Source organism: Aquimarina pacifica (assembly GCF_000520955.1).
Taxonomy (GTDB): Bacteria; Bacteroidota; Bacteroidia; order Flavobacteriales; family Flavobacteriaceae; genus Aquimarina; species Aquimarina pacifica.
Genome location: NZ_JACC01000022.1, coordinates 13,870 through 28,375 on the forward strand (window position 1 = coordinate 13,870; position 14,506 = coordinate 28,375).

Below are 14,506 nucleotides of genomic sequence, written 5' to 3' on the forward strand. Positions count from 1 at the left end.
TGTTAAACATTGATTAATGGGAAATTTTATATAAAAAATCGCTTTTTTATTATTTTCAAATCAAAATATTCAGAAATAATTCTGATATTTGTGAGTATCATGAAGTTATAAAGAATTTTGCACACAGTTGTGCGTACAAAACCTCTCAATCTAGAAGCTAAGATGTAGTCTTATTGCCTTCTTACACTTTTGTTTTCTTAATAATTCACAATTCTTTAACGTCATGTCCAAAAATAAATATTCAATTTTTAGTCTATTCCTATATTTTAAAACATCAATTACGGGTACTGAACAAGAATTTACTAATGGTAGTATTCGTCGGGCAATTTTTATGCTTTCTGTTCCGATGGTACTCGAAATGATGATGGAGTCTATATTTTTTCTCGTAGATGCGTATTTTGTTTCTAGTCTCGGAGCTAATGCTATCGCTACGGTGGGATTGACTGAGTCAGTACTTACACTTGTATATGCAATTGCAATAGGATTGAGTATGGGGGTTACGGCGATTGTTGCGCGCAGAATAGGAGAAAAAGACATTCGTGGCGCTTCTCAAGTAGCTGTACAATCCATATTTTTGGGGATTGCTATTGCCTTAATAATAAGTGTGGTTGGGATTTTTTTTCCTAAAGAAATCTTGCACCTTATGGGAGCAGAACCTGACCTTATTGCCGAAGGGTATAGGTATACTCAGATACTTTTGGGGGGTAATATAACGATTATGTTATTGTTCTTGGTAAATGCAGTATTTCGGGGTGCCGGTGATGCATCTGTTGCAATGAGGGTACTTATATTTTCTAATCTACTCAATATTATTTTGGATCCCATGTTTATATTTGGATTTGGCCCAATACCAGCATTCGGAGTTCAGGGTGCGGCTATAGCAACAACTATTGGTCGTGGAAGCGCTGTAATATTTCAGTTACTCATTCTTTTTTATGGTTGGAGCAAAATTAAGGTGGCTTTTAAGGACTTTGTTTTTAGAGCAGCAATCATGCTTAATTTAATCAAAATATCACTTGGGGGCATTGGGCAGTTTATTATCGGTACTTCTAGTTGGGTATTTTTAATGCGAATAATGTCTGAGTTTGGCAGTGAGGTATTGGCAGGGTATACAATTGCAATTCGTGTATTAATGTTTACCCTAATGCCTTCATGGGGGATGAGTAATGCGGCAGCGACTTTGGTTGGGCAAAATCTAGGTGCGTCAAAACCAGAAAGAGCAGAGAAATCAGTCTGGAAAACAGGAAAGTACAATGCTGTTTTTATGGGAATAGTATCACTGTTTTATCTGGTATTTGCAGAGGCAATCATAAGAATATTTAGTAATGAAGCCTTAGTAGTAGAATATGGAGCTTTAAGCTTACGAGTGATTGCTGCTGGCTATGTTTTTTATGCATATGGGATGGTGATTATACAATCATTTAATGGAGCAGGAGATACTAGGACCCCTACGATTATTAATTTCTTTTGTTTCTGGGTGTTTCAATTGCCATTTGCTTATCTAGGGGCAATCCTATTAGATTGGGGAGCAATGGGTGTATTTGTCGCGATTACCAGTGCAGAAATATTAATTGCCATTATCGGCATTTTGTGGTTTAGAAAAGGGAATTGGAAAATGGTAAAAGTTTAAACTGCCTCTTTTTTAAAAAATAAGAAGCGATACAAAATTTGGATGCGAAGCATCCATTTGCTTACTTTGATATAATAAATGGTGTTATATTCTTTTAATTAATTTAATTAATGGTCACGTTTAAACTCTGTTTGATTTTTACCCTTGCCCTTATGTGTTTGTTACTTGGGATTAAGGTTTTAATGAATAGTACAGAAAAAAAAGGAAATCTGTTTTTGGGATTGACTTTTATAGGACTTTCTATAGTTAATACTATTGAGGTTGTATTTTATTTTCCTGAAGTAAAAAATACATTGGCAACAAACTTTGGTGGTTTTTTTTACTTTAAAGAAACTATAGAACTCTCTATACTGCCTTTAATCATACTCTATATTTGCGATGGATTGAAGGTTCGTATAAAAAAATGGGTGCATTTTATACTCCCATTGATGTCTTTATTTTTTACAGGTATATATCTATCCGTTCTTGGAACGAATCAGATTGGTTCGGTAATATGTCATTGGTATATTTGGACAGATGCTATTAATTATAGTTTTATCACCATACAAGGAATACAATTATTTTATTATTTATTTTTTGTTACTAAAACTTTGAAGACATCTAAGATAGAAAGTAGCAATATTCTAAAAGAATTCGAAATCGCACTATGTAAGTTTATTTTCTTTTGCAAATTTTTATATCTGACGGATTTTATTTTGGCAGTAAAATTTAAAGCTCATTTGGGGGTTCAGGTTCCGATATACTTTACATATAAGATCCTCTTTTTAGTTTCAATATTCATCTTATTCTTATTAGAAGTAAAGTATTCATTACTTGCAAAAACCATTGAGAATAACTTTCAAAAATATGCCAAAAGTGGCTTGACAGATCAATATAAAGAGCAAATTTTTTCTAAAATAAATGAATATATGGATGGCTCACAACCGTATTTGAATCAATCATTTTCGTTGGAGGTTATGGCTAAAGATATAGGCGTTTTACGTACTCATATTTCGAGAGTGATTAATGAAGAATATAAAATAAATTTTAGAGAATTTGTAAATTCTTATAGAATAAAAGAAAGTATTCGACTGATGAAGGAAGAAGAAAGTAATACAATCAGTCAAATTTATTTTGAAGCAGGTTTTAATTCAAAATCTGTTTTTAACACTGTGTTTAAAAAGAAAACAGGAAAAACCCCAACAGAATATCGAAAAAGCATATATGAGGATTCAGAGTTAAATTAACGTTAAAACTAATGTCTTAAAGGTTCTGAATTATGTTTTAAAACCTTTTTATGTTTTGCTACCCCTACTATTGCAGTCTAGATACTTGAATTTACTGCAATGCAATGATTTTTTTTTCTACTTTTTATATCTTCAATTACCACACAGCGGGGAGGGGGAGAAACTATTAAAAACAGAAGTCATTCTATCACTTTTGATGGTCTGATGATGATTAATTGCTATATAATGCAAAAGAGGACAATGATTTTTTGTGGTTGTAATCAATATAAATAATACAAACGTATAGAGAGAAGTGCCAATATTGCCATTGTTGTAAAGTTGGTTAAGTATCATAAAATGCAGACATACTATTACATTTTAATACCTTCTTATTATAGTGTAAACATAATCTTTGAAAAATGAAACAAAAAAAAATAATTTTCTTACTTATGGTTGTCGTTAGCTTGGCAATTAAAGCTCAGAGTTTAAAACCGACACTGAATTTTTCTACTACTCAAAAAATTATAGAAGGATGTATCGAATATGCAAAAACAAATCAATTGCAAATGGCTATTGCTGTATATGATCGGTACGGTCAACTTATAAATTTCGTAAAAATGGATGGGGTATCGATAGGTACATCTGAAGTTGCGCGATGGAAAGGTAAGTCGGCGTCAATATATCAATACACTACAGAAGAAACCGAGAAATGGAATGCGCCCATGGCTCCAGAAATTGCAACAATTCCCGGGGGTGTTCTTATTAAATTAAAAGATGGGTATGTTATTGGAAGTATTGGTGTTTCTGGCGCTGCGCCTGCAATTGATGTGCAATGTGCAGTATTTGGATTAAAAAAAGTAGAGTTGTGATATTTATTGATTTGGTTATTAACGACACATCTAGTGCGAATTTATTTTAGCAAAGTTGAGTTTTATTCCAGTCTTTATAACAGATACTAATTTTATAGTAGAAATAGTATTGCCTTTTTAGTTAGGGGTTTGTTATTTAGACAGATGTGTCAGAAAAAAAAGACTGCCTTTTTCGGGCAGTCTTTTTGTGTAATCTATATATCGTTGTAATCTTATAAAGTAGCATCTTTCCAAGTCCATCCGCTAACATCTACAGGAGTACCTGCATCGTAGTCAGCCGCATCAGAATCGTTATCATCAACTTGTACATTAGCAGGGTCACCATCGTTAGCAAATTCTATATCTGTAGTGTATCCTTCTAGGTAGATGTTTGTGATTGTAGCACCTGATTCTTTTTTGAACTGTAATGCAGTACCATCAACAGAAGAAACGGCAGTAAAGTTTACTAATGAAGGGTTTTCGTTTACTCCATCTGCTTCTACAGCCGTAGAGAAACCAGCTACTGTATGAGATACGTATGTATCGGTAACTGTACCATTCCATCCTTCAGTCCAATCTACAGCGTCATCTTCGTTGTTTTCTAGGTATAGGTTAGTAGCATTTACAGATCCACCAAAGAACTCAACACCATCATCAGCACCGTTGATAACTGCAATGTTATTTACAGTAGTACCAGATCCAACAGCATAAAAAGAAATACCGTTGTATTGAGACTCAGAGTTAATTTGAGCTCCTGTACCAATGATTACTAAGTTTTCAATTATTCCAGAATTATCATCATCGGCAGTACCACCGTAGATAAATCCACCAACTTCTGCGGTAGCGTCTACCCCTTCAGTTGTAGTAGCCTCTCCACATATAGTAAGACCTCCCCAACCTCCTGGAGACTGAGAAAGAGATGATATCACTACGGGAGCATCAGTTGTTCCGTTAATTTCGATTTGACCTCCTTGTAATACTGCAATGTATACTGACGTTCCTCCTTCACTAACCGTGATTTTGGTTCCGGCAGGAATTACTAATTTCCCACCATCTTGCACTACATATGCACCATCTAAAAGGTAATCAACACTAGCATCTAAAGTAACAGTGTCGGTGATGTTACCTTCTAAAATTGTGTAGTCATCAGTTGATGTGTTACTAGTTGCCCAAGCAAAATCTGTAATTTCTACAGTTGGAGCGGCAAAATAACTTAATGCAGGGTTTGCATCAGTTTCTTCGATTTGTACATTCGCTACAGCACCATCATCGGCAAAATCTAAAGAAGTATCATATCCAGAAAGAGAAAGTCCTGTAATAGTTGCACCAGATTCTTTTTTGAATTGTAAAGCAACTCCTCCTACAGTAGAGGCAGCAGTAAAGTTTTCTATTGTTGGGTTACCATTAACACCATCTGCTTCTAAAGCAGTAGAGAATCCCTCGAGAGTATGTAATACATATGTGTTAGATAATGTACCGTTCCAACCTTCAGTCCAATCGATAGCATCATCTTCAAGGTTTTCTAAGTATATATTGCTTGCAGATACAGTACCACCGAAGAATTCGATACCATCATCAGCACCATTGATGATCGCAATATGTGATATCGTAGTACCAGATCCAACAGCATATAATGTTAATCCGTTAAATTGAGACTCAGAGTTGATCTGTGCTCCTGTACCTTCCATTATTAGATAGCTAATACTTCCTGAACTATCAGCATCATCAGTACCACCATAGATAAGACCACCTACTTCTGCAATAGCATCTACTCCTTCTGTTGTAGTAGCTTCTCCCAGAAGTACTAATCCACCCCAGTCACCTGCTTCTCCGTTAGAAGATTTCATAACCACTGGTTCAGCTGAAGTACCATTAACATTAATAGTAGAACCTTGTTCTCCTACTATGTATAAGTCAGTAGCTCCGGCTCCGGCATCAGTATCTACAGTAATTTCTGTTCCTGCAGGAATAGTAAGTGTTACACCGCTTTTTACAGTATATGTTCCTGTTAGTTGGTATGCGATATCTGGATCCAACATTAAATCTTCTTCTAGATTACCGCTAAGCTCAGTTACTTCTATTGTATCATCATCAGATGAACCACCACCATTATCATCATTACCACAGCTGGCAACAAAAAATAAACTGGAAACAGCTAATATTGCTGTTAATTTTCTTACTTGTTTGATCATCGCTTTAAATATTTAAATTAAAAATTGTAATTAAGGTTTATACTTATTTGTCTTCCGTTTGTATATGATCGTACAACTTCTTCTGTTTGTATTCCTGTTGTACTGGGTTTAACGAGTTGGGTTCTTTCAACCTCTGGATTAATTAGGTTTTTACCTGATACACCTAGCTTAAAGTGTTTATTTAATCGTTTGCTTAAGATTAGGTCTAGGGTAACAAATCCTTTTTCAATAATTGCATCGTTATATAGTGTATCTGCTTGCGCCTGACTTTCTGGAGAACCTAATGCAAATACTTTGTCAGAAGCGTAGTTCGCAGATAGTGTGGCTTCAAAAGGAGTGTCATTATTGGTGCTAAAATTTAGAGAAGTATTAATAATCCAATCTGATGCTCCTTGTAAATCTACTTCGGTAATATTATTATATCTAAAAGTTCTTAGCAGGTTTCCGTCTTCATCTCTAATCTCTTTTAGGTCTTGCTTATGCCACATTCTCGAGATGTTAAAATTGAGCTTAAGTGAAGGTATAGAATCACCTTTTATAATATTTACACGACCTTCTGCTTCGATACCATATATTGTTGCTTCCTCTCCAGCATTAAAATAGGAGAATACACCAGCAGAACCTCTATCTTGTACTTTATTGATAGGATCTTCTATTTTTTTATGAAATCCTGTGATTGAGAATAGCTGGTCATTGGTCGGAAAATATTCAAACTTTACATCGTAGTTATAATCGATGGATGCTTCGAGATCAGGGTTACCACGTGTAACTTGCCCTACTTGAGAAACATACTCAAAAGGAGCAATTTCCTTAAATTCTGGTAATGTTGTCGTGATGCTATTTGCAAAACGCACACTAATTTTTTCATTAATGGCGTATTTAAGATTTACAGATGGATACAGTCTTTTGTATTCTTTATTAGCACTCCCGATTCTTCCTGCAAAATTATTTACATCAAAATCAACATCAATATTGTCTTTTTGATAACGCAAGCCGGCTTCTAGAGAAAACTTATTAAGTCTCCCCACCACATTCATATATCCAGCCAAGGATTGTAGTTTTCCCTCGTAGGAGTCTTCTAATAAAGTATTGATGTCAAGAAAATTATTAAGGTCTCCATCAATGATAAAAGCTTCTGTAATCAAGTCGATAGATTCTGGATTTACGGCATTCAAGAAGTCTTCTTCGAGTCCAAAAAATTGAGAACTAAAATCTCTTACTTTGTTTCTATAATTAGCTCCTAAGGAAATATCAAAAGCTTTGTTTTCTTCATCAAGAATTTTGTGAGTGTCGTTGATTTTTCCGTTAAATTCATTATCTGTGATTTGTTGTGTAGATTTACGTTGCTGAAACCCTCCTGTACGACCTAATTGAACTAGATCATCGGTAAAATTCAATTCATTTCGGATACGATTAGGCTCATCTGCTATTACATTATTGTATCCTAAACTCCAGTCTAATTGATTTTTTTCCGAAATACGATGATCACCATGAAGTTGCGCAATATTGATTTGTGTCTTTTTAGTGTTTTGATCTCTTATAAACTGTGCAAATTCATCACCAGTGTCTGTTTCTTCAAAAATAAAGGCTGTACCTGCTCTACCTCCTTCGAGTACTTGATCTTCAATTTTATTGATAAACAATCCTGTAAATTTTAGGTCATCATTATCGGTAATTTCAAAATCAACATCTAATAGTGCAGAAGTGGTTACTTTTTTAGACCATTGTACGGCATCAGGTATAGTATCCTGAAGGAAATTAGATCGATATTGTCTAAATACTCCTTCTCTATATGTGTGCGTAGTAGATTGACCCGCTGTAAAAAGTGCTCTTATTTTATCATTGATTCTTTTACCCGCTGTAAAAGAAAAGCTTGAATTAATAGGTGTTACTACTGTTTCTGGAGACCATGATTGATTAGATAATTTATTTTCAGATGCTGGACTGCCAGAGTAAAACCCTAAGCTTACATCATCATAATTTGGTGACACTTTAAAATTATCAAAAACACCTCCTTCGGCAACATTTGTATTGACTCCTGCACCAATACTAGCAGAAAGGACAAGAGGTCCATTTAATTGTTTGGTTGCAATGTCGATATTACCTGAGGCAGCATCGGCAGAGGTAAATGAAGAAAAAGTTTTACTAATTGATACATTTTGTATTAATCTTGTAGGAAATAGACTTAAATCAATATTTTTCTTTTCAATATCATCAGAAGGTACTGGTAATCCGTTGAGTGTGGTTGAAAGAAATCTATCTCCCAAACCACGAACATATACATCTCCTGATCCTTCTGTCTTTGACACCCCAGATATCTTGGCAGTTGCGCCAGATGCATCAGAAACTCCTAATTTGGTAAGTTGTTGAGCTCCTATACTTTCTTTTACGGTTACTGCTTTTTTCTGCTCAATCAAAAGTGCTTCTTCACGCTCTCTATTAGTGACTACTTTAATCAAAACTTCATCTAACGAAGCAGCAGTGGCTCCCATCGTAGCGTCAACAACAGCAACTTTGTCGGCTTCGACTACTACATTTGGTATTTCTACGGTTTGGTATCCTGTAAAGCTAAATTCGATAGTATAGGTTCCTGCAGGAACTCCCGCAATTTCAAATAAACCATCAAAATCTGTTGATGCTCCTTTATCAGTTCCCTGTATTATAACATTGGCAAAAGGAAGAGGTTGATTATTAGATTCTTTATCTAATAATTTACCGGCGATAGTACCAGTTTCTTGTGCAGAAATAGCCGCTGCAAAAAACAAGGCTACCAAACTAAAAATTCTTTTCATTTCTTATTTTCAAAATCTGGTACAAATAAATACGGTTTTACAGTAATTGAGTTTACGTATCCGTTATGGTTATTTTAAGGGATTGTCACGGATGAAAAGAAAAAAAATTAGATTTTGTAAGATTTTTCAGAGAGTTTTAGGGTGCAAATTTTAGGGATTCCTTTTTTTTGTAAAGTATTTATTTATAAGTAATTAACTTGTTTTTTTGGGACTTTAGTTTTATTGTAAATTTTGCAAAAAGGAGACTTTTGTTGGATTGCCACTGTTTTTTATAAATTATTACAGAATTGTTATGTAATGGTTAAAAAAGGTAAGAATCCATGAACTTGGATAACAATTAGGTAAAGCGAGATTTCACAGGGGGATACTTTTAAGATTAGTTTTGAACTTAATTTGTTCCTTTTATTATATTGAAGTAAGAGTCCAACGTAATTTTATGTTGATTCAATATAGATGTTTGATAATCAGTATTTTTTAATGGTTTGTTTTATTAATGATTAATATTAGATAATGTAGTAGAGAGAAATTACATGCTTTCATTTTAGTTAATAATAAAAAAAGCCTGACTTTTTAGAGTCAGGCTTAGTATATATAAATTCTTTTTTGTTTAGAGACGCGTCCAGTCTGATGTCCAGTTGTCATCTTCTCCTAATGCACCAACATAGTTAGCAGCATCAAAGAAAGAACCAAGAGTAGAAGGATCAAAGTTGTCAAAACCGTCTATAGCTGATGTGTATTGGTATGTTCCGGTAAAACCGCTAATAACAAATTCTTCTGTATCTGGGTCAACATCAGGGATTGTAGTTGCAGCGGTATTAAAAGGATCTCCTGAGCCATCCACTGTATAGTTATAGAATGCAGAGAAATCGGCTAAATCTACTGTGGCACCACCATGGTCTAAATCAAATGAATTTTCATTGTCAATTATAGAGTTCATAACAATGATTTCATTATTGTTTAGGTTTGTTAAGGTTTGATCATCGTCTACCTCGATACCTTTTCCTGGAAAAGCTTTAATAATCGCATTGTACAATTGTACTTTTGTACCAGCTCTAAACTCTATACCTTTATTTTCACCATCGCCATCTTCAGCACCAATTAGGGTGATGTTTGATAAAGTTGGGTTAGAGAAAGGTGTTGCCCCCGGGTTATCAGAAAAATTATCTGCTTCAATTCCTTTGTCTCCTGCTACTGATGTTTGTTGTGCGATCCAAAACTGACCATTACCAACCCATCCGTCAGTCCAATCAAAAGAATCGTCACCAGAACCAGTAACAATAGCGTATTTAAGATTAGCGGTTCCTCCAAAAAACTCAATACCATCGTCATTACCGTTAAAGGCTTGGATATATTCTAAGGTTGTACCATTACCAATTCCATACAAAGAAAGCCCATTGTACTCTGCATCTTCATTAATTTTTCCTCCAGTATATTCTAGACGTACATATTTTAATATCCCAGAATTATCAGAAGCATCTGTTCCTCCATAGGTAAGATTAGCAACTTCTGTAGTCGCTGTAGTTCCTCTATTGATTGGTGCTTTACCTGCCAGTAATAATCCTCCCCAATCTCCTGGATTAGGTGTAGACTGATTTGAGGTAAAAACGATAGGTTGGCTAGCAGTTCCTTCTGCCATTATTTTTGCACCCTGTTCGATAGCTAAATACGCAAATACTCCTCCGGTATTTCCTGCAACAATTCGAGTACCCGCTTCTATAGTTAGTGTTGCACCATCTTTAACAGATACACCTCCTACAAGTTCATAGACATTATCAGAATTAAGAGTAAGGTCCTCACTGATTTCTCCTTCTAGTGTTATCGTTCCTTCAGAAGAGGTTCCTGAACCTTCAATAATGGTAACGTCACCTATATTATCTTCTTGTATTGTACATGCATTAAAGAGAATTGAAGTCCCTATTAATAGTCCAATTAAAATAGCATTCGTTTTCATTCTTTTACTTTTTATAGTTGTGTTCAATTTTTTATAATTTGTATTTCAGTCCAAGAGAAATATTGATACCACGATCAAATTGATAGGTAGTTAACTCTTGATTTAAGTTTTCTTGGTTTTGATATCTTGTTTCTGCAGGGTTTAGTAAGTTTTTTGCCTTCAAGCTAATCTCAATATTTTTACCAATTTGATCTTTAATATTTAGGTTTAGTGTACCAAAACCTTTTTCGAATATATCACCACGACCATTACTTCCTGCAGCATAAATACGATCTCCAAAGATGTTAAAATCTATTACTGAAGTAATTTTATGAGTTCCCACTTCTTTAGAATATGTAAGGTCTGTATTGATAAGGAATGGAGAAGCCCCTTGTAATTGTCTCTTATTATTTGTTAGTGCAACATTTACATTATTAATTATTAAATCTTCATCAATAGTAACCTCAGAATACATTAGGGTGGTGTTTATACCAAAAAGAAGGTCGTTCCAAATAGATTCTTCTTTTTGAAAAAGATTTCCAAGATTTTTCTTAAGCTCTAATTCGATTCCCGCGACAACTGCATTTTCTGTATTACCAAAAGATAAAAAGTTAGAGGCAGATGCGATTCCGATTTTTTCGATCGGACTATCGAGGTATTTTCCAAAAAGGGTAGTACTTATTACTTCCCCTGATTCTTCTGGGAAGAATTCCCACTTGATATCTGCATTATAGTTATCAGAATAGGATAAATCTGGATTACCAAAAGTAGATTCCGTAACATCTTCATCAAGGAAAGGAGCCACTTCTGTAAATTTGGGAAGTGTTACCGTTTTACTAACTGCAAGTCTTAGGTTCGATTTTTCATTGATTTCATATTTAAAATCAAGACTTGGTAAGAAAAAGGTTTCTTGTATTGTTGTCTTTTCAAAATCGCTGGTTTCTGAAACTCCGAAGGGTCTGTAGTTTAGATTTTGTTCAAATATTTCTATTCGTACACCACCATTGACCAATAATTTTTCTGATAACTCAAGTTGCAGATTTGTAAACCCTCCTAGATTAGAAAAGTCTGCATTATAAATTCTTGTTGGATTCAGGTTTTCTAGTACAACATAGTTCCCTGCCAAGAAATTACTTTCATTTAGAATGGCATCAGGATTGTCAAAATCTACATTGATATTATTAACGAGATTAAGGTTGTAGTTTAATTGGTTGGCTTCAAAGTCTCTTTCTTTTTTTCTTCCGAAAGTACCAAAAGTCAATTTGTTTGTAAACTCGTCATCCTCATTCTTAGCAAAATTAATATCAAAACTAACTTTTCCAGAAAATTCATTTTCATTAAGTTCCTGATAAAAACGTTGATTGTTGGCAAAGTCGGGACTTGTTGCATCCCCTAATAATAATCCATTCTCTGTTTCTGTAAAAACCAATTGTCTACGATCAGGGATTAATCCTTGAGCTCTATTATATGCTAGTGCCCAATCTAGTTCGTATTTGTCTTCGCTGAAATCGTGTTCTCCCAAAAGTTGTTGGGTGAATATGTTGTTTTGTTCATAGGTACCACGTCTGATTCGTATAAACACATCTGTATCTTCGCTACTTAAACCTCTAAATTCTCTGAGCTGATCTTTGGTGTCATTTACAAATAGTGTAGTTGATAATAGTTTATGATCACTATTAATTCTGTAGCCAACACTCCCTAGAGCAGTCGTATTAGTTTTGTAAATATATCTATCTACATCTTCAAAGAAACCTAGTCCTACGGTAGATTCTCCATCGGTATTATATGCCGCTTCTATACCATCTATAGCAGTTTCATGGCCTTGGCTAAACGATGCCGTAAATAAAACATCTAGTTTCTGAACGTCACCTAAACTAAAGGATTTCCCTCCAGAAATACCAAATCCACCGTCAGGGCCGTTAAACCTTTTTTTAGGGTTAAACGAAGTGTCAAAAGGATAATAAGCAATATCTGTACTTTCGTAACTATAATTAGGAATATCTAAAAAGATAGGTACTCTTCTTGATCCATCATCTAATCCCCATTGGTCATATTGTCCGCCATTTAGTAAAAAGAAATCATTGCTAATGGCATTAGTATTCACACCAGAACTGAATGAAAACTCAAGAAATCCTTTTCCTGGTCTGTCTTTGGTGTCAATATTAACACTGGCACCAGCAAAATCTCCATAAATATTAGGAGCATATGTTTTATAGATACCTAGGTTTTCTACAATATCAGTTGGGAATATTCCTAGGTCAATTAATTTAAGTTTTGGGTTCAATGAAGGAATAGGCAAGCCATTGAGATATGCATTATTATATCGATCTCCTAATCCCCGAACATATAGTTTATCACTTTGTTTAGAGATACCTGTTGCCTTGGTTAGTCCTGTAGCAACATCACTCACTCCTTTTTTGGATAATTCTTGAGCACCAATTTTTTGTTGGATCGTAACTGCATTCTTTTGTTCTAATAAAATAGCAGTTTCTGATTCTTTGGTGGTGGTAGTTTTTATGATTACTTCATCTAGCGCTGCTGCACTCGCGCCCAAAACAGCATTGATTGTTGTCGTTTGATTTGCTTGTACAATAACCCCTGTTTTGTCTAAAGTCTCGTATCCAACAAAACTAAATTCTAGTGTATATGTACCAGGCTCAAGATTATCGATGGTAAACAATCCGTCAAAATCTGTAGTGGTCCCTTTGGTTGTTCCTTTGATCAAAACATTAGCAAAAGGAAGCGGTTGGTTACCCGATTCTTTGTCTAGTAATGTTCCTGAAATAGAACCTGTCTCTTGTGCTAGAAGTATTCCTGTAAATAATAACGCAATAAGCGTTGTAACTTTTTTCATTTAACGTGTCGTAAAATTCGGTGCAAATAACGTTACGGATTGTTAAGTTGAGGTTACTCAAAAATTAAGCCTTTATGATTTTAATGTTAGGTAATTGTTACGGTGTTATGTTTAGAGAATGTTTTGTTCACATTAAGGGTGTGTTAGGAGGTATATTAATGTATTGAAAACAAGTGAATAGTCGCTCTATTGTTGAGGTTTCTCAATTTTTAGTAAATGTTAAGAAGAAGTTGGAGTTACTAAGTAATGTAAAAATATAATTAAAGCAATTTTTGTGTTAAATTCTAGTGTTGAGCATACTACCCGAAGTTTTTTGAGGTTTTTTTGGGTAACATATATTAGTCTATATAAGTAAACTTAATAGACTAATATATGTTTTTATTGCACATGCTTAAAGGTCTAATTAGGAATGAAAATCATGTATAATAGATATAATTCGTACTTTTAACAAAAAATTAAGGATGATGAATGTAAGATATATTTGTACCCAAACCGTACTGGTTATATTCTGTGTGTGTGCACTTTTTTCTTGTAAAACAGATACAAAAGTTGATGCTAAAAGTACTGAAGAAGTAGGGACGATAAGGTATCAATGTCCGATGAATTGCGAACAAGGAAAGACCTATGTAGAAAAAGTAAATTGCCCCGTTTGTAAGATGGACTTGGCGGTTATTGATTCAAAAAAAGGAAATACATGTCGAATGCACAAAGATGGAAAATGCAGTTGTAAAGGACCGGCTTGCAAATGTCCTGATTGCAAAGAGCATACTAATAAGATAACATGTACATTACATGAAGACGGAAAATGTGTTTGTAATCCGAAATCTTGTTCTTGTAAGAATTGTGCTGATCATAGAAAATCAACCACCTGTAATGCTCATAAAGGAGGTAAATGTAGCTGCGATGGTGCTGTTTGCAAATGTCTTGATTGTAAAGAGCATACTAAAGTAATGACATGCGCAGTTCATACTGATGGTAATTGTACTTGTGAAGGAGATTCTTGTAAATGTGCTAATTGCCCAACACATTCTTAAGATCTCTTAAGTTTTTTTAAT

8 protein-coding genes are annotated in these 14,506 nt (G+C 34.5%); 4 read left to right on the plus strand and 4 right to left on the minus strand.

All coding sequences use genetic code 11. The features are described from left to right. Window positions 1-223: 223 nt before the first annotated feature. The 3 genes from DZ60_RS0112250 to DZ60_RS0112260 all read left to right on the plus strand — a co-directional run bounded on the left by DZ60_RS0112250 (window position 224) and on the right by DZ60_RS0112260 (window position 3,704). Window positions 224-1,630, plus strand: coding sequence for an MATE family efflux transporter (locus DZ60_RS0112250; protein ID WP_025742361.1), 1,407 nt, complete (start codon window positions 224-226; stop codon window positions 1,628-1,630). Between the two features lie 152 nt (window positions 1,631-1,782). Continuing rightward, window positions 1,783-2,856, plus strand: a complete 1,074-nt coding sequence (locus DZ60_RS0112255; RefSeq protein WP_161634398.1) for a helix-turn-helix domain-containing protein — start codon at window positions 1,783-1,785, stop codon at window positions 2,854-2,856. Between the two features lie 398 nt (window positions 2,857-3,254). Further along, the gene (locus tag DZ60_RS0112260) at window positions 3,255-3,704 is read left to right on the plus strand and encodes a GlcG/HbpS family heme-binding protein (protein WP_025742363.1); all 450 of its coding nucleotides are present in this window, start codon (window positions 3,255-3,257) and stop codon (window positions 3,702-3,704) included. A gap of 212 nt (window positions 3,705-3,916) precedes the next feature. On the opposite strand, the gene DZ60_RS0112265 is transcribed toward DZ60_RS0112260, so the two are convergent. From DZ60_RS0112265 to DZ60_RS0112280, 4 genes are all read right to left on the minus strand, one after another. Further along, entirely contained in the window at window positions 3,917-5,875 is a 1,959-nt protein-coding gene (locus tag DZ60_RS0112265) for a hypothetical protein (protein ID WP_025742364.1), read from the minus strand. A 17-nt stretch (window positions 5,876-5,892) separates the two neighbouring features. Continuing rightward, window positions 5,893-8,667 carry a TonB-dependent receptor gene (locus DZ60_RS0112270; protein WP_025742365.1) on the minus strand — a complete coding sequence of 925 codons (2,775 nt, stop codon included), beginning with the start codon at window positions 8,665-8,667 and terminating at the stop codon, window positions 5,893-5,895. Window positions 8,668-9,274: 607 nt separating this feature from the next. Continuing rightward, the gene (locus tag DZ60_RS0112275) at window positions 9,275-10,618 is read right to left on the minus strand and encodes a hypothetical protein (protein ID WP_025742366.1); all 1,344 of its coding nucleotides are present in this window, start codon (window positions 10,616-10,618) and stop codon (window positions 9,275-9,277) included. Between the two features lie 31 nt (window positions 10,619-10,649). Continuing rightward, the gene (locus DZ60_RS0112280) at window positions 10,650-13,451 is read right to left on the minus strand and encodes a TonB-dependent receptor (RefSeq protein ID WP_025742367.1); all 2,802 of its coding nucleotides are present in this window, start codon (window positions 13,449-13,451) and stop codon (window positions 10,650-10,652) included. A gap of 464 nt (window positions 13,452-13,915) precedes the next feature. Here DZ60_RS0112280 and DZ60_RS0112285 point away from each other — a divergent pair, with 464 nt between their 5' ends. Then, window positions 13,916-14,485 carry a heavy metal-binding domain-containing protein gene (locus DZ60_RS0112285; RefSeq protein ID WP_161634399.1) on the plus strand — a complete coding sequence of 190 codons (570 nt, stop codon included), beginning with the start codon at window positions 13,916-13,918 and terminating at the stop codon, window positions 14,483-14,485. Window positions 14,486-14,506 lie beyond the last annotated feature (21 nt).

What these genes read in the sequence shown, in the direction of transcription:
- DZ60_RS0112260 (WP_025742363.1), top strand. Translation starts at nt 3,255, where the DNA reads ATGAAACAAAAAAAAATAATTTTCTTACTTATGGTTGTCGTTAGCTTG.
- DZ60_RS0112285 (WP_161634399.1), top strand. Translation starts at nt 13,916, where the DNA reads ATGAATGTAAGATATATTTGTACCCAAACCGTACTGGTTATATTCTGT.
- DZ60_RS0112265 (WP_025742364.1), bottom strand. Translation starts at nt 5,875, where the DNA reads ATGATCAAACAAGTAAGAAAATTAACAGCAATATTAGCTGTTTCCAGT.
- DZ60_RS0112275 (WP_025742366.1), bottom strand. Translation starts at nt 10,618, where the DNA reads ATGAAAACGAATGCTATTTTAATTGGACTATTAATAGGGACTTCAATT.
- DZ60_RS0112270 (WP_025742365.1), bottom strand. Translation starts at nt 8,667, where the DNA reads ATGAAAAGAATTTTTAGTTTGGTAGCCTTGTTTTTTGCAGCGGCTATT.
- DZ60_RS0112280 (WP_025742367.1), bottom strand. Translation starts at nt 13,451, where the DNA reads ATGAAAAAAGTTACAACGCTTATTGCGTTATTATTTACAGGAATACTT.
- DZ60_RS0112255 (WP_161634398.1), top strand. Translation starts at nt 1,783, where the DNA reads ATGTGTTTGTTACTTGGGATTAAGGTTTTAATGAATAGTACAGAAAAA.
- DZ60_RS0112250 (WP_025742361.1), top strand. Translation starts at nt 224, where the DNA reads ATGTCCAAAAATAAATATTCAATTTTTAGTCTATTCCTATATTTTAAA.